The organism is Piscirickettsia litoralis, assembly GCF_001720395.1.
Lineage (GTDB): Bacteria > Pseudomonadota > Gammaproteobacteria > Piscirickettsiales > Piscirickettsiaceae > Piscirickettsia > Piscirickettsia litoralis.
The window spans coordinates 57,171-73,417 of record NZ_MDTU01000004.1 but is presented as its reverse complement, the minus strand read 5'-3'; the positions used below and the strand labels follow the sequence as shown (position 1 = coordinate 73,417).

Genomic DNA, 16,247 nt, shown 5'->3' with positions numbered 1-16,247 from the left:
CAGTCGGCAGGCATAATTGGATGTTTTCAGCGACTGAAGCAGGGGCAAAAGCAACGGCCGTTTTTTATAGCTTGGTTGCTACGTGTAAACTCAATGGAAAAATACCTTATCATTATCTGAAGCAACTATTTGAAAATATTCGTGCAGCAAAAACCAACGATGAGTTAAGTAAATTACTACCTTATTGTCTTCAAAAAGTAACTCTACCTGATGAACGCGATCCCGTAATTGAAGCGGTAGTCTGATTTTTTATAGAACATTCAGAATTTAACAACAAGTCACAAAAACAGGGGCGGTTTTAGAGGTTACTTTCGATAAGCGGTTTTGGCACAAGTAATCGTGCTACAAAAATAAACAAGAAAAAGGACTCTAAAACAAGAAAGTTTGCTCATGTATGGCCTGAAATTTATCCAATAAAAGTAAATTCACTCACTTGTATTCACATTATCAGACTGTTAGAATCCGCAACAAATTAACAAATCCTTAAGAATGTAAAGGAATTGCAATTATAATGCATAAACAAGTTGTAAAAGCACTCGCTACGAGTGCTATAGTCGTTGTTGCGGCTTCAGCGTGAGCGAGCAATGATAAAGCTCAAACTGAACATCAGTCAGCAAAAAATGTACAGAAAGCCTCGAAAAAAGATAACAAAGACGCTAAGAAAATAAAGTCAATGAGTTTGATGGCTTTAGGAGCAGAAGTTCCGGCCAATAACCCTAATAACCTGATGCGTAGTCATGTGGGGCAAACTGGATTTACTAGTGTAGATCCTTATAGTGGTGTATTATCTTATCACATCCCTTTAGTGAATATTCCTGAAAATGATGGGTTGAGCTTTTATTTTGCACTGAACTCACATTTACCTAATGGTCAAGGTGAGAATATAGCTGATAATAGTAGAAACCTTTTTAATTTGTATCCGCATATGTTACCCGGTTTAAATGTTTTTGTTGATCAATATGGCCGTACCCACAACTTTAAAGTCAGCAATAATAAGAATATATACTACAGTATTGATCACTGGAAAGAAGTTCGTAGTAACGATTGGTATATTTACACACCTGATGGAGTAACATACACACTTAAACTCTTAAACAATGTTAATTGGAGTTATTGGCCCTTTAATCAATGGGTAGTTACAGAAATTAAAAGTAAAAACGGAGAAACTACCTTAACATATAATTATGATGTTCGAGCTGGCACTATTCGTAACGGGGTGGGCGCAAACTCCACAGTTTTACTGACATCTATAACGACAGATGATAATAAAATAAAGCTTAATTATTCTCCTTATTGCGTGTATGGTCGTGATTGTATTAAAGGTTACTATCTTACAAATATTAAACTAAATGATAAATATACTTGGAGAATAACATCTCTAGCTGGAGGAAGTAGTGCTTCTAACATTATGTTGCCTACAAAGTTAACATATCCAGATGGCTCAATTATTAAATTTAATATTGATGGAGGCGCTAGCCAAGGTAGCTATTCAGCTCTTCATTCAATCACCTATTCTGATGGCGGAAAATCTGACTTCACCTACTCGGGCACACACGTCACTCAACAAACCAACTCCGGCCCTGGCGTTACTACCGGAACTTGGAACTACAGCTATGCTTATCCAAATGGCACAACTGTAACCACAGTCACGGGGCCGAATGATAAACGTGAATTAACGTTTAATGGGAGATATCCAAACTCTAACGATTGGAATACTGGACTTTTAATCAATGAAAAGCTTTACAGCGCCGATGGCAAAACTTTATATCAAACTATTGATAAAACCTGGAAAGAATTTACTTTGCCGGACAGCACCATCAAAGCACCAGAACTCACAAAACAAGTGATTAGTCGTGGCGGAGATTGTAAAATGCAATCCTGTATGGAATACATCACCGAATTTAAAGATTTTGACAGCTATGGTTATCCAAAAACCGAAGTTGAATCGTCAGTGAAGCATACGGTGTAAGGAAAATAATAGTGATAAAGAAAATTACACTTTCATTAGTGCTGTTAGGTTTAGCTGGGGCAAATTTTGCAGCGGATCAAACGATAACGACGCGTACCAAAACATTAAGCTATCACGAAGATACAACGAATTGGATCTTTAAGCCTGCGGGTGAAGTTATAAAAAACTCAAGTGGTTGGGTAGCTAACTCGACTTCTTTAATTTATGACAGTCGTGGTAATTTAACTTCCAAAACAGTTAATGGCGTTACAACGAAATACACCTATAGTCATGGTAATTTAGCCACGGTGACGAATGCACTGGGTTATACCACAAGCTTTAGTGATTATAAAATGGGCTTGCCTCAGACAATCACAGATGCTGAAGGACATGTTAGTCATCGGGTTGTGAGTAATGATGGAACTATTGCCTCTGTCACGGATGCGATGGGGAATAAGACATCCTACCAATATGACAATATGTTTCGTTTGGTTACAACAATACCTGCACAAGGTTTAACTACATCGACTCATTGGAATTATCCAAAAGTCGGAGATTATGTCGTTTATAAAGGACAAACACCTAATTATTACGGCAAGTACGTTACTGTTAATGGTTTTGGAAAGCCAACACAGATAGAAATTCATGCAGGCTCAAATAGTACTGTCATTTCTAAACAAGAAATTCGCTATGATGCGTATGGGCGTGAAATTTTTAGATCATATAGCGTTGACCCTAAAGCAATGCCTGATCAGACTTTGGGTATCTATACGACTCATGATCCTTTAGGTCGTATTCATACTAGTACTGCTGCTGTGGCATTAGATAAAATAGGTGATGGTTATATTGGTTTTCCTGACACGGCAGGCACCTATACCACACGCTATTATTATGCAATTGATCATACTACCGTTGATGATCCTAGAGGTGTTGCAACACTTAGTAAATATCAATCGTTTGGTAATCCAAATGACAAGCAATTAACAGAAATTAATCAAGGTAACGGTGCTGTTATCACTGATATGGTAAGAGATGTGAGTGGCCGCCTAGACTTTATCAGGCAAAAAGGCTCTTATTCTAGCTCCAAAGGGACTTACACACGTGTTTACCATCATGATAGCCACTTTTTTGTATCAAGTATTGATAACCTTGAAACAGGAACAACTACCTATAAGCGCAATGCAATTGGGCAAGTGATTTGGCGACAAATTGGCAAAGACTCTCCTGGTGTTGCTTATCGTTATAATAAAGATGGTAAACTAACGAATATCCTATATTCTCCTTCGGCACTCAATAAAAATGTCACGTATACCTATGATGCCGATGGTAGAGTATTAACCGTTAGTAATGGTGATAATTGGGCATATAAATACGATAAAAATAATAATGTAACGTCTGCCACATTGAGTTACTGTGTAAATGGTATAGATAAAACACTGTCATTTATCTACAGCTATGATGGATTTAATCACCTATCAAGCATTACTTACCCAGATCACACCATTGTAAGCTATAACCCTGATCCATTAGGTTTAGCTAAAAAAGCAGGTGATTTTGTTAAGAGTGTTCATTATTATCCAAACAGCAAAGTAAAAGACTTTACTGATGGTAATAATTTTAAAACAGCTTACGGTTTAAATAATCGTCAAATGGATAATGCACTGACTGTTACGACAGCAGGCGGTAGTCCGATTGTTAAACAAACATATAGCTATGACGGCAGTGGTAATACAAGCGCCATCCGCAATGTATTAGTCCCATCAAGAAGCCAAACATTTACTTATAATCCAGAAAATTGGCTGATTACACAAACTGTCGCAGGACATAAAACTAACCTCGTCTATGATGCTTTTGGTAATTTAACAGCCAAAACGGTCGAAGGCTCTCATCTGCTTTACACCTATAACAACAGCAACAATCTATTGCAATCTGTTAGTGGTACGGTGACAACACCCTCGGGTGCGAAAAATGTCAGTGAGAACTTTACCTATGATGCTTATGGGGACATAACTAGTAATAATGGTTCGAGCAAAGAATTTACTTACAATGATTCGATGCAACTTGTATCGGCGCATGGTAAAAACCCACTGACTGGGCAGTCATTTGATGTTTATTATTACTATGATGGGAACGGTAATCGAGTTCAAATTACACAAGGTGATCAAACGACACTCGAAGTTCACAACAGTAAAAGTCAATTGCTCTATCGATGGAACCTAAAAACGAATCAAGTTACTGATTATATTTACCTGAATAATAAAAAAGTGGCTGAGGTAACGCATGCAGCAGGGAAAAAAGCAACGGCGAGCAATGCAACCTATTTGTATAACGATATTTTAGGGTCTCCACTGCAAGAGGTGAATGCTTCTGGTCAGGTATCATGGAACCCAAGCCAAAACTACCGTCCTTTTGGTACAGAGGTGTATCAAACAAATGAAAAAGAAGAACATGTCGGTTATACTGGCAAACTCCACGACGATAGCACGGGCCTTTCTTACTATGGCGCTCGATACTATGATCCGGTCATTGGCAGGTTCTTAAGCATAGATCCTGAGCCTATTCACATAGACAAACCGATCACATTTAATCGGTATGCATACGCTGCTGATAACCCGATGACTTATGTTGATCCAGATGGGCGTTTTTTTGGTGGCTTATTCTCTCGCATCATGATTAGCTTTGGCTTAGGTGGAGGTATATCCTTCGGTGGTTGGGGCAATCACGGTGGAGGGGAAGGGCGCTTTAACGGTGTTTGGTACCCAGGTGATGGCTGGCGTGGAGAGTATCAAGACACCTCTTCACCAGACTATAGAAATGCAGAACTAAATAACGATTTCATTAGCAGTTCAGCTTATCAAACGAATGCTGTTATAGAGTATATTGGTCAGCAAATTGATGAGCAGATTAAAGGGATTACCTCTACAGGAGGTTTATCTTTAAAGCCTGCCTTGCCTTTTATTCAGGCATCAACTCCTAAAATTGCTCAAAAGAAAATCAATAGAGAACAGGGACCACGGGAGATTACGAAAATTCACCGACCTGAGGATTCTGTACCCGGTAGCCAATGGCACGCTCACGGGAAAAATGGTGGTGCTATAAATGAGGATGGTACCTTCAAAGATGGCGACCCTGGCTTTTCTAACAAAACCAAAAAATGGTTAGGTGAGCATGGATGGGAGTTAGAGCTATGATTCCTAGAGAACTGAAGGTGAAATTCGAAGAGCTCATTAAAATAGAAGAGCTAGAGCCTAAAAAATTTTTTGGCCTTTACATGAAAACAGATGTTGAAGAAGTTTCTCTTTACTCTCGATATCATAGAGCTGATTTTTTAAGGCAGATACCTGAGGATGAAGCTAACAAATTAATATTAGAGTTTTCATTGCAACACTTAAAACGTTTAATGACTTATGCGAACGAGCACTTTAGTTTAGAGCAAAAATCAAAGTTGTTGCTTTGTCTTTCATTTCCTTATGACGATATTGTAGAAGAGCCATTACTGATACCAAACTTTTCGATTTCCCCAAACTGTTATCATGTGTTTCGTTATGCAAATTATTATATGGAGGGTAGGAATGAACTGGATAAATTAAAGCGGATAGCTAAAACGCTCGAAACCTATCCAGATTTATCTATTTTTCATAGTGGACAAGCAGAAAAAGGATTGGAGTATGGGCGAGTAAAGATCGGCTACAAAACTAAATGCTTTAAAGATTTGGCTTCTCTAGACCTCCTTGTTGCTAAACTAAATGAGGATGGATAAGTGTTGAGAGTGCTTATTTTTTTTTCATTTTTAGCTTGTCTTATTTCTGGCTGCACTTCTGAGCCTAATCATTTTTTCTTGAGCATGCCTCCTCATCAGTTGTTCCCAGGCTTTTACCCTGGAGGGCAGCCAGGAGCGCCACCACCGCTTTAAAAATTTTTGAAGCCGCTTAAGGCGGCTTTTCTTTTTGATGCTGCCACTTTCGATAAGGACGGTTATCGAAGAGTAACATTAAAAACAGCCTCAAAAGAGGCTGTTTTGATTTAGTGTGCATTTTACCGATCGCTTACTTTTTAACTGTCTTTTTCGCCGCAGGCTTTTTAGTAACAGTCTTCTTGGCTGGTTTTTTTACAGCAGTATGACTTTCATCAAGCAATGACGCGAGTTTTTTCCAAGTAACTTTGTTTTCTTTACTTTTACCCTTGGCTTTCAAAGAAAGCCCTGATGAAGTAATTTTTAATTCTCCCAAACCATCAACAGTAAAATTAAATCCACTTTTAGGTGTAGGCACAGCCCCTAAATTCAATGTTGTTTTCATGTTTTTCCATATTATTGAATCATCTATACCCGTTAGTGTAGCATGGACATTAACACGAGGCGACTTGTCGCTTCTACGGAAGGTCTTCATATTCTTCGGCTATCCGTTGTTTTAACCCGCTCTTCATAATCGGCAGCAACCGATAACTTAAATACCCCGTCAAGCCTGTGAGAAGAAAACCTGCGTACCAATGGTATTGTCCAATACCAACTAAATACCAAACAATGACGTTAACTAAAACAAAAGTAATAATTAATTTAATTTTATTGCGCTTATACACCTTCTCAATCTTATTTTCACTTGTATTAATCTTCTCTTTATTCAATAAATTTTTCATAATTTTTAATGCCATCGTTTTTATGGTGTTTAATTACATATTACTAATTATAACTTTTCCGTTTCTACGCTCTATTAGATGTAAAGCAGCATCAACAACGTATGGATTCAACATTTTCAGACAAAAGATAAAGTCTATAAATTCATTTTATCCTTCCATAGTGCTCAACGATTTTTGATTTATAGCCCTACATTGAGCTGATCTATTAACCTTATTTTTAAATTAGTAATACGCTTAGCGGTTTTCTTATTTCTAGCGGCTAGGAAAATCGCCTTTTTCTCACCAACAAGTACAACAAGTTGTTTGCCTCGCGTTACTCCCGTATAGAGTAAGTTGCACTGGAGCATGGTATAATGTTGCATTGCAAGAGGTATAACCACCGCTGGATATTCTGAACCTTGGCTTTTATGAATTGTTGTTGCATAAGCAAGATCAATTTCGTCGAGTTCATTAAAGTCATACATGACAATACGGTTGTCAAAATCGATTTTCACTTCGCTTTCATCATGGTCAATGTGCTTGATGCGGCCTAAATCTCCATTAAAAACATCTTTATCGTAGTTGTTGACGGTTTGTATGATTTTGTCGCCAACAGCAAAGGTATTACCGTATTTAGTAACTTTGTTTTCACTGTGACCATTCAGTGCTTTTTGTAACTCAAGGTTGAGTGATTTTGCCCCCCAAGCCTGCACGGTTCATGGGGGTTAATATTTGAATGTCATCAATTGGATTGAGGTTAAACACTTTAGGGATACGCTCTGTAACAACTTTAATAAGTTTGTTATACACACCTTCAGCATCATTGGCATGAATGGTAAAAAAGTCACTTTTCTCGCCTTTAACTGACTCAAAAGGGGCTTTGCCTTCATTAATTCGGTGTGCGTTGACAATAATTCGTGAGCTTTTAGCTTGCCTGAAAATATCGGTGAGTTGCGCGGTAGAAATCATTTCAGACTCAATCATATCGGATAGAACGGCACCAGGGCCGACCGAAGGGAGTTGGTCAATATCACCAACAATCAACACGGCTGCGTGCGAAGGAATGGCTTTTAGTAGGCTATTCATCAAGCTAATATCAATCATCGAAGCTTCGTCACAGACTAAAAAGTCAGTATCGAGAGGTTTCTCTCGATTGTATTTAAACAAATAGCTTGATGGATTAAATTCAAGTAAACGGTGAATCGTTTTTGCTTCTAAGCCAGTGCTTTCAGAAAGCCGCTTTGCTGCACGGCCAGTTGGAGCACACAAAGTCACTTTCGCTCTTGTGCTATGAATGATCTTAATGATGGTATTTACAACGGTGGTTTTACCAACGCCGGGGCCGCCGGTGATAATGCTAACTTTATTGTGCAATGAGTTAATCACTGCCTTATGTTGTGAAGGTGAAAGCTGGATCTGAACCTGCTGTTGTGTTTGCTGAAGTGCAGCTTCAGCATCAATGTTTGACCATTTAGGCTGCTCACCTTGAACTAAGCGAGCAACTTGTTGGCTGACACTGTTTTCAGCATGATAGAGTTTGTCTAAATAAATGCAGGGCATATCATCAATGACTTCACGAAGCACACGATTTTCTTGAAGCTCAGCTTCAATGGCCGCACGGATTAAGTCGATGGGAACGGCCAATAATTCCACAGATTTTTCTATAAGGTGCTGTTCTTGTGCTGCACAATGCCCTTCTGAACAAATTTCTTGCAGGACATGACGAACACCGGCTTGAGCGCGCTTAATTGAATCTTGCGGAATACCTAGACGTAGAGCAAGCTCATCGGCAGTTTTAAAACCAATTCCTCGGATATCGAGAGCGAGCCGGTAGGGGTTATCGCTAACAATCGCAATCGCCTCTTCACCGTAGGTTTTATAAATACGAACTGCTCTTGCGGTGCCTACACCGTTAGATTGTAAAAAAAGCATGATGGAGCGCACCACTTTTTGCTCTTCCCAGGCTTTAGTGATGATATTAACGCGCTTTTTACCAATCCCAGGCAGGCTATGCAGGCGCTCTGGCTGGTCTTCGATGACCGTAAATACATCCTCACCAAAGGCTTTTACCAAGACTTTAGCAAAGTGACTGCCAATCCCTTTAATCATGCCTGAACCTAAGTATTTTTGAATGCCTTCTAAGGTGGTTGGCGGTACAACGCGCAGCCATTTTGATTGAAACTGCATGCCATAGTTACGATCATTGATCCACTCACCACCACTTTCAATAAACTCCCCAGCATGAATGCTGGCCACTTTGCCTTTGACCGTGACGAAATCACGGTGTCCTTTCGCTTTGACGCGAATGATGCAAAAGCCATTTTCTTCATTGTGATACGTGATTCGCTCTACGGCTCCACTAATTAGGGAGGAATCGTCATTGTTGGTTTGTTGCATATTTTTTTATGTGCTAGAACGGCACTTCGTCTCCATACAAATCACTAAAATCATCTTGCTCTGTTTGCTGTGATCGCGCGCGTTGTCCTGGTGTTTGTTGAGTTGGTGGTACGGCCGCAGGTGGTTGTGCCTGCGCTACTATGGGTTGTGTTGGTTGAGAGAGATATTCAGGGTAATCTTCCATTACCGGAGGTGGAGTTGAATGCGGGTTACTCTGGCCTGAGCCTAGCATTTGTAAGTTATTTCCAATGATCTCAGTGGTATAGCGATCTTGGCCTTGCCTATCTTGCCATTTACGGGTTTTAATCTTGCCTTCAATATAAACCTGGCGGCCTTTTTTCAAGTAATCCCTCGCGATTTCAGCCAAGCGCCGCCATAATACAACACGATGCCATTCAGTGATTTCTTGTTGTTGCCCTGAAGCATCCTTATAACGTTCAGTCGTTGCCACAGAAAACGTCGCTACACTTTCACCACTCTGAGTTGAACGGATTTCTGGGTCTGAGCCTAAATGCCCCACCAGAATCACTTTATTAACACCTCTTGCCATTTTACATCACCTATTACCATTCAAAAGACAAGTTATTGTATTACAAATCAGCATAACCGTGTAGAAATGGCAGGATGCATTACTCAATTTCCAGGTGTTAATAAGCTATCGTTACTCACAACCAGGAACATATTGTATAAAAATTGAGCAAATTCATTTTTAAATCCAACAAACCATTGTACAATGCCCTCTGTAAATCCTCTTCTTATCAGAAAAGGCACAATCTATTACATTTTCATCGCAAGGGAGGCCACACATGAAGTTAATTCATGTTTTTTGGCAACAACAGCACGCATTTAACAACTGGGGACACCTTTACCTGTGGGCAGAAACGACCGCTTCAAACCGAAGGAAAACGAAGGACTACCCCTACCAATTAAAAACAGAGCCCCTTTTAGACTGGGCAGAAACACACTTTAATAAGCATATCGATAAAAATGAAAGCATCCCAGTCTATTTTCCCTGCAATTCAAAAAAAGACTTCATTCCTTCCCCCTTAATTGCTAACTTAAGCGCCATCGAAGATATTGACTGTACAGAACTTAAACAAACACAGATCAATGTAATTAAAGTTAAAAATCCGTTATCTTTTATCAAAGAACTGAAGTTTCAAAGCTACTATTTTGACGATACGATTCAACTTGCCGATGATGCGAAATTTTGGATTAAAATGGGAAGCGCTTTAAGCCGTGTCATTAAAAATGATCAATATATTCCCTGTATGGTTGCACGAAAACACAATAAAAAAATTCATTATTACAGTAAATGGCAACCTCTTTCATCCAGTTACCAGCAACAATTAAAATATTTAGCTGAACAAATGCCTTACTCTGCCTCGCTTGGTAAAACCACCTCCTATCAACGAATTACAGCACTCGAACATTTCTCTGAAGCCAGCCTTACCGAGCTCATCGCTTCAACGAAGTTTCCTCAAAAAACAATCAAGCAAGTTGAAGGTAGTATTTTAGAACAGAATATCGATGTGCAAGACCTTTCTTTCATGCTACCAGACGGCGTTTGGAAGGACTGGAAACTATGGAAAAACAATCTAGCCTATGATCAATTTGGCGCCCCCTTCCAAATTTGTTTCCGCCTCAATGAAGCAAGCTCTCAAGATGGCAATGATTGGGGACTAGAATTGCTTTTACAGTCCAAAGAAGATCCTTCTTTTATGGTTGATCTACAACAATACTGGCAAGAACGAAAGAAGAATCAATCACTTTATCAAAAAATGCTAGGGACCTCAGTTGAACGAACGCTTTTACTCCAAATTGGCTATGCAAGTCGTATTTATCCTCGTTTAGAGCAATACTTTGAGCAGCAACTTCAAATTTCAGAGCTCCAGCTGGATACCGAAGCGGCCTTTCAATTCTTAAAAGAAGATGCCTGGGCACTCCATGCTTGCGGATATAGAATTATTGTTCCTTCCTGGTGGACACATAAAGGATTTTTAAAAGCTAAGGTTAAGCTGAAAGCAACGAAATCATCACGCTCTGAAAGTGATGCACCCACCTCTTATTTTGATCGTGACAATATCGTTGCCTTTAATTATCAGCTCTCTATCGGTGAGCACACCGTCAGTAAGGAGGAGTGGGATGCCCTGGTTAACTCAAAATCCCAGCTTGTTCATTTTCGAGGTGAATGGATTGAAATTAATCCAGAAAAAATGAAAAAGGTACAAGAGCTCATCGAAAAGTCAAAGGATGAGAAGCAATTTGGCACGATCAAAGATTTATTAACCATAGCGGCAGATAACGATGTTTACGATTTAGATTTCGATGCAGATATACAACGAATGATGGAGGGGTTAACCAATAAAAATACGCTCACTTTAGTTCAACCTCCTAAAACATTAAAAGCAACACTGCGACCTTATCAGCAACGAGGGCTTTCATGGTTACATTACCTCGAAACATTAGGAATGGGGCCGTGTCTTGCAGATGACATGGGGCTGGGTAAAACAATGCAAGTCATCGCCTTGCTTTTATCTTCACCAAGAGAAACTCCAGCACTACTGATTGCACCGACATCAGTGGTTGGTAACTGGGACCGGGAAATTAAAAAATTTGCACCTTCAATGAAAGTCAGTGTTCATCATGGCAGCCAACGCAAAAAACAAAAAGACTTTTTGGAGCAAGTCAATCAATTCGATATTGTGATTACTTCTTATGGGTTATTGCGTCGAGACAAGCAACTATTTCAATCACATCATTGGTCCCGCCTCATTATTGATGAAGCCCAGAACATTAAAAACCCAAATGCAGCACAAACCAAAGAGCTCTGCAAAGTCAAAGCAACATCACGAATTGCTTTAAGTGGTACACCAATCGAAAACCGTCTCACTGATCTTTGGTCTATTTTTCACTTTCTTAATCCAGGCTTTTTGGGCGGGAAAGCCCACTTCAAACGAATCTTCGAATTTCCTATCCAACGTGATAATAATGAACAACAGACTAAAACACTAAAACGCTTGGTCGAGCCCTTTATTTTAAGGCGGCTCAAAACGGATAAAACAATTATTAAAGACCTCCCCGACAAAGTCGAGCAAAAAGTCTACTGCCAATTAACAACAGAACAAGCCACGATTTATCAAAGTATTGTGGACCAAGCAGAAGAGAGAATGGAAGAAATTCACCCTCAAGACAATGCAGCACATAGCGCTATCATTCTTTCTACTCTCTTGCGACTGAAACAAGTGTGTAATCACCCATCACAAGCATTACAAGATGGCAGTGAATTTAGTGTTGGGCGTTCAGTAAAACTACAACGCATGGTTGAAATGATTGCAGAAATTATCCAAAACAAAGAAAGTGTGCTGATATTCAGCCAATTCACAGAAGTCTGTGATGAACTCGAACGACTATTAAAAACACAGTTCGGCTACACAACACACTACCTCCATGGTGGTACCTCGCGGAAAAAACGTGAATCGATGATCGAAACATTCCAAGCTGAAAATGCGCCTCCTAGTATTTTTGTGTTGTCGCTTAAAGCCGGAGGTGTAGGTATTACCTTAACAAAAGCTAATCATGTCATTCACTTTGATCGCTGGTGGAACCCTGCTGTTGAAAATCAGGCAACTGACCGTGCTTATCGAATTGGTCAGAAGAAAACAGTCTTTGCTCATAAATTCATTACGATGGGAACCATTGAAGAGCGTATTGACCAAATGCTTGAAGACAAACAAAAAGTATCAGATTCAATTGTCGGCAATGATGAATCCTGGCTTTCAAAATTAAATACAAAATCTTTTATGAAACTCATTCGACTCAGTCAATCATCACTTGAGGAGGTTTACGATGAGCATGAATAAAACCTGGTGGGGTGAAGAGTTCGTTGGTGCGTTAGAAACATTTATTGACTCCGGTCGGTTGCAACGCGGGCGAGCATACCGCTCAGATCATCGCACCCTCGCGTTTAATATTCACGGGAGTTGTATTGATGCAAAAATTAGAGGAAACGTTAACCCTTATTTTGGTGTGACCAAAGAACCTAAATATAACGTTCATCTTGAGTTTAAAACGATCAGCAATAAAGACTGGCAACCTATTATCAATAAAATCGCTCAAAATCCCGCCTGGCTTTCTAAGCTCATGCTTAACGAGATTCCAAAAGATATTGAAAAAGCCTTTGGTAAGCATCACTTTTTACCTGCCTCTTTTAAAGATATTAAAGCAAGCTGTAGCTGCCCAGATTATGCAAATCCATGTAAGCACATTGCCGGCGTTTATTACCGAATTGCTGAAATGTTAGATGCTCACCCCATGTTGCTCTTCCCGCTAAGAGGGATTCAGGCTGATGAATTACATGAAGCACTCACTGCAACAGAACTTGGACGTGCTTTTGTTGAGCACTTATCGACCCCTGAGACGATTGAGCTCGAAATTGAGCCCACACAATTCAAAGCAATAGAAACCCAACAAAAAAATCCATCCTATCAACAATTTTGGTCCATGAATGAAACAAGCTCGCAAATTAACTATGAGGAAGAACCTCCAAGCGAGATAGCGGCTTCTCTTGTTAAAAAACAAGGAGATTATCCAGCATTTTGGGACAAGCCTCGCTCTTTTATTGGGACAATGGAACAGATTTATTCATGTACGCGCACAAAAAATAAAAAGCACCTTTTATAACCCCAAGCATTAAATCAGGTTCACAGCTTCAACTTTAGCTCGGTCATTGCCTTCAATATAACTTTGGGTAATGCTGAGTGAACTGTGACCGGCCATTTGCTGCACATCACGTAACGAACCACCTACACTGATGATTCGATTAGCAAGGCGTGTAATAAAGGTCCGACGGCCTGAATGACTGCTGCACCCAATCAGGCCATTGTCCTTGTAGAGTATGCGAAAGAAGTAAACGACCCCATGATGAGTCATTGCCGTTTTACGTGCGGAGAGAATCACCGGATCAAATGATTGTATACGTGTTGAGTTTTTCTGCAATTGCTGAAGAACTTGTTTCAAATCTTTAGAAAGCGGAATCGTCCGCCCTTTTGTTCCTTTACAAATGCTCGCAGTTAGACTGATGGCATTGGTGATTTCGCCAGTGGCATCCGTCACCATCGACCAACGCAACCCTGCCACTTCTTTTGCTCGGAGGCCGGCTTTGATTGTCAGCAAAAACATAACCTTATTCCGTTCTGAATTTTGCTTTGCATCAAGACTGTGTAAAATCCTTTTTTCTTCTGTTCTTGAAATTATTTTGGCCTGTCCTTCTGGTTTCTTGATCAAAAGCATAATCGTCCCATAATCCACCGTATTATCAGCTATATCATTATTTTACAGTGTATTTTTTGCTCTGTGAAGAGGGCCACCCTCTGAAAGCCAGCTATAGCGCGACTCACCGTAAAATAGATATTTTACGGTGAAAATTGAAGAACTTCCTGAATGATTTTTGCTCTCCGATTGACAGTGTTAATAATTATGATCTATCATGTACGCAAAGTTCCGATTATAGAGACTCTGGAGCCATAATGAATTTTTCGGAATATATGAAATTCACCAGACAAAAAGGCAACCGGTTCTTTACCATAAGGCAAGTTCAAGAGGACTTGGGCTTGCCTTATGCTGCAATAAAGAGTGCAATTAATCGCCAAAAGCAACACGGTAATTTAATCAGCCCGGCTAAAGGTCTATACGTTATTGTTCCACCAGAGTATCAGCCTAATGGTTCAATCCCTGCAGAACAGCTTGTCCCAATTTTAATGAAGTATCTCCAGTCAGATTATTATGTATCACTATTATCTGGTGCACTTTACTATGGTGCTACACATCAAAAGCCAAGTCGATTTCAAATTATAACTAATAAAAGAATTCGGCACCCTCTAAAATTTGGCAAGGTGATTATAGAAGTTATTTATAAAAAATCTCTAAATGGACTACCATTACTTGATAAAAATGTTACTACAGGATATTTAAAACTCGGAAGCCCAGAGTTAATAGCAATTGATTTACTCAAATATAGCGTTAAAAGTGGAGGTCTTAATCATATAGCAACTGTATTATCTGAGCTTGTAGAAAGCATGGATGCAATAAAATTAATTAATATTGCTAAGATAACTGGGGAAAAATCTTACCTACAACGATTAGGCTATATTTTAGAACAGATAGATACCTTTGAAAACGAAAAAAAAGATGCCATTGTTACTGCATTAGAAAATTACTTAAACCAGCAAACAGCATCATTTACCCCACTTGCACCAGAAATTCCAAGAAAGGGATATCCTCGCAACAAGAAGTGGATGCTTATTTTAAATACCAATATTGAGAGTGATTTATGATCCCTGAAACCTTCGTTGAACAATGGCGAACATTTGCAAACTGGCAAACACTGGCAATGGTTGAGCAAGATTTAATCATTAGTCGTGCCTTAATCTGCCTTTATAATGACCCTGATATAAACCAATCTCTTGTCTTTCGAGGCGGCACCGCCCTTAATAAATTATTTATTCAGCCTCCCGCACGATACAGCGAAGATATTGACTTCGTACAACAAAAATCAGCACCTATCGGGCCAACGCTTGATAAAATAAAAGAATTGCTCAATCCTTGGCTTGGCACAGCAAAATGGAAAATAACAGAGCGCAGTGCAAAATTAGTCTATAAATACCAATCAATAGATAGTTTAGCAGCAAAACTTAAAATTGAAATTAATACAACTGAACATTTCCAAGTTTTACCTTTACAGAAAACAAAATTTACTATCGATTCCGAATGGTTTAAAGGGTCTACAAGAATTGTTATTTACGCACTCGAAGAGCTTATAGCAACTAAGCTTCGAGCTTTATATCAACGCCGAAAGGGACGTGATCTATTTGATCTTTGGTATATTTTAAAAAACAATTTAGTTGATATTGATCATGTCATCGAAATTTTCAAAAAATACTGCTCAAAAGATAATATTTCCATTTCCAAAAATCTATTTCAAAAAAATTTAGATTTAAAAAAAGCAAACCAAGACTTCAAAGTTGATATGAATACTTTATTACCGCCTGAAATATATTGGGATTTTGATGAAGCTTACAACTTAGTTCAAGATCAGATTATATCTAAATTAGATTAATAATAATCAACAAAAACAGAAAGAGAAAGCTATCTACCTCTTTCTGTTTTTACGAATGTCATTAATAATTTCGCCAATAAGGAAGTGTCGCAATATCGGACGGGAATATGGTTAATATCTAGAATGAGACTTTGTCTAGTGGTAATTTTGCTTGCTAATACTTTTTTAAGA

Annotated in this window: 14 protein-coding genes; 8 read left to right on the top strand and 6 right to left on the bottom strand. The window is 39.1% G+C overall.

Annotated elements, in window-relative coordinates; genetic code table 11:
• The 4 genes from BGC07_RS17055 to BGC07_RS17040 form a co-directional block, all read left to right on the top strand.
• A partial coding sequence (locus BGC07_RS17055; RefSeq protein ID WP_235603478.1) for a transposase domain-containing protein occupies positions 1–245 on the top strand: 245 nt, incomplete at its 5' end.
• Positions 246–682: 437 nt separating this feature from the next.
• Positions 683–1,969 (top strand): hypothetical protein, encoded by a 1,287-nt coding sequence (locus BGC07_RS17050; protein WP_139121825.1) that lies wholly within the window; start codon positions 683–685, stop codon positions 1,967–1,969.
• A gap of 11 nt (positions 1,970–1,980) precedes the next feature.
• Positions 1,981–5,139 (top strand): RHS repeat domain-containing protein, encoded by a 3,159-nt coding sequence (locus tag BGC07_RS17045; RefSeq protein ID WP_069314267.1) that lies wholly within the window; start codon positions 1,981–1,983, stop codon positions 5,137–5,139.
• On the top strand, positions 5,136–5,708 hold the full coding sequence (locus BGC07_RS17040; RefSeq protein ID WP_069314266.1) for an Imm15 family immunity protein: 573 nt from the start codon (positions 5,136–5,138) through the stop codon (positions 5,706–5,708). The genes BGC07_RS17045 and BGC07_RS17040 overlap by 4 nt, the downstream gene beginning before the upstream one ends.
• 286 nt (positions 5,709–5,994) lie before the next feature.
• Here the strand turns inward: BGC07_RS17040 and BGC07_RS17035 are convergent, their stop codons facing one another.
• The 5 genes from BGC07_RS17035 to BGC07_RS17020 form a co-directional block, all read right to left on the bottom strand.
• Entirely contained in the window at positions 5,995–6,336 is a 342-nt protein-coding gene (locus BGC07_RS17035; RefSeq protein WP_069314265.1) for a hypothetical protein, read from the bottom strand.
• Positions 6,320–6,583 carry a hypothetical protein gene (locus BGC07_RS17030; RefSeq protein WP_069314264.1) on the bottom strand — a complete coding sequence of 88 codons (264 nt, stop codon included), beginning with the start codon at positions 6,581–6,583 and terminating at the stop codon, positions 6,320–6,322. Before BGC07_RS17030 ends, BGC07_RS17035 begins: the two co-directional genes overlap by 17 nt.
• Positions 6,584–6,762: 179 nt before the next feature.
• Positions 6,763–7,275, bottom strand: coding sequence for an ATP-dependent DNA helicase (locus tag BGC07_RS21290; RefSeq protein WP_201258190.1), 513 nt, complete (start codon positions 7,273–7,275; stop codon positions 6,763–6,765).
• Positions 7,241–8,959 carry an SF1B family DNA helicase RecD2 gene (gene recD2 / locus BGC07_RS17025; protein WP_201258189.1) on the bottom strand — a complete coding sequence of 573 codons (1,719 nt, stop codon included), beginning with the start codon at positions 8,957–8,959 and terminating at the stop codon, positions 7,241–7,243. Before recD2 ends, BGC07_RS21290 begins: the two co-directional genes overlap by 35 nt.
• Positions 8,960–8,972: 13 nt before the next feature.
• Entirely contained in the window at positions 8,973–9,509 is a 537-nt protein-coding gene (locus tag BGC07_RS17020) for a single-stranded DNA-binding protein (protein ID WP_069314263.1), read from the bottom strand.
• 256 nt (positions 9,510–9,765) lie between these two features.
• Between BGC07_RS17020 and BGC07_RS17015 the strand changes: the two genes are divergently transcribed.
• Positions 9,766–12,822: a DEAD/DEAH box helicase gene (locus BGC07_RS17015; RefSeq protein WP_069314262.1), complete on the top strand. Its 3,057-nt coding sequence runs from the start codon at positions 9,766–9,768 to the stop codon at positions 12,820–12,822.
• Positions 12,809–13,642: an SWIM zinc finger family protein gene (locus BGC07_RS17010; RefSeq protein WP_069314261.1), complete on the top strand. Its 834-nt coding sequence runs from the start codon at positions 12,809–12,811 to the stop codon at positions 13,640–13,642. The genes BGC07_RS17015 and BGC07_RS17010 overlap by 14 nt, the downstream gene beginning before the upstream one ends.
• A 9-nt stretch (positions 13,643–13,651) precedes the next feature.
• Here the strand turns inward: BGC07_RS17010 and BGC07_RS17005 are convergent, their stop codons facing one another.
• On the bottom strand, positions 13,652–14,251 hold the full coding sequence (locus BGC07_RS17005) for a tyrosine-type recombinase/integrase (protein WP_069314315.1): 600 nt from the start codon (positions 14,249–14,251) through the stop codon (positions 13,652–13,654).
• A 236-nt stretch (positions 14,252–14,487) separates the two neighbouring features.
• On the opposite strand from BGC07_RS17005, the gene BGC07_RS17000 reads away from it, so the two are divergent.
• Together BGC07_RS17000 and BGC07_RS16995 are read left to right on the top strand one after the other, a co-directional pair.
• Entirely contained in the window at positions 14,488–15,294 is an 807-nt protein-coding gene (locus tag BGC07_RS17000; RefSeq protein WP_069314260.1) for a type IV toxin-antitoxin system AbiEi family antitoxin domain-containing protein, read from the top strand.
• A gap of 56 nt (positions 15,295–15,350) precedes the next feature.
• Positions 15,351–16,076, top strand: coding sequence for a nucleotidyl transferase AbiEii/AbiGii toxin family protein (locus BGC07_RS16995; protein ID WP_201258188.1), 726 nt, complete (start codon positions 15,351–15,353; stop codon positions 16,074–16,076).
• Positions 16,077–16,247 lie beyond the last annotated feature (171 nt).

What these genes read in the sequence shown, in the direction of transcription:
- BGC07_RS17030 (WP_069314264.1), bottom strand. Translation starts at nt 6,583, where the DNA reads ATGAAAAATTTATTGAATAAAGAGAAGATTAATACAAGTGAAAATAAG.
- BGC07_RS17015 (WP_069314262.1), top strand. Translation starts at nt 9,766, where the DNA reads ATGAAGTTAATTCATGTTTTTTGGCAACAACAGCACGCATTTAACAAC.
- BGC07_RS17010 (WP_069314261.1), top strand. Translation starts at nt 12,809, where the DNA reads ATGAGCATGAATAAAACCTGGTGGGGTGAAGAGTTCGTTGGTGCGTTA.
- BGC07_RS17050 (WP_139121825.1), top strand. Translation starts at nt 683, where the DNA reads ATGGCTTTAGGAGCAGAAGTTCCGGCCAATAACCCTAATAACCTGATG.
- BGC07_RS17035 (WP_069314265.1), bottom strand. Translation starts at nt 6,336, where the DNA reads ATGAAGACCTTCCGTAGAAGCGACAAGTCGCCTCGTGTTAATGTCCAT.
- recD2 (WP_201258189.1), bottom strand. Translation starts at nt 8,959, where the DNA reads ATGCAACAAACCAACAATGACGATTCCTCCCTAATTAGTGGAGCCGTA.
- BGC07_RS17005 (WP_069314315.1), bottom strand. Translation starts at nt 14,251, where the DNA reads ATGCTTTTGATCAAGAAACCAGAAGGACAGGCCAAAATAATTTCAAGA.
- BGC07_RS17000 (WP_069314260.1), top strand. Translation starts at nt 14,488, where the DNA reads ATGAATTTTTCGGAATATATGAAATTCACCAGACAAAAAGGCAACCGG.
- BGC07_RS16995 (WP_201258188.1), top strand. Translation starts at nt 15,351, where the DNA reads ATGGTTGAGCAAGATTTAATCATTAGTCGTGCCTTAATCTGCCTTTAT.
- BGC07_RS17040 (WP_069314266.1), top strand. Translation starts at nt 5,136, where the DNA reads ATGATTCCTAGAGAACTGAAGGTGAAATTCGAAGAGCTCATTAAAATA.
- BGC07_RS17020 (WP_069314263.1), bottom strand. Translation starts at nt 9,509, where the DNA reads ATGGCAAGAGGTGTTAATAAAGTGATTCTGGTGGGGCATTTAGGCTCA.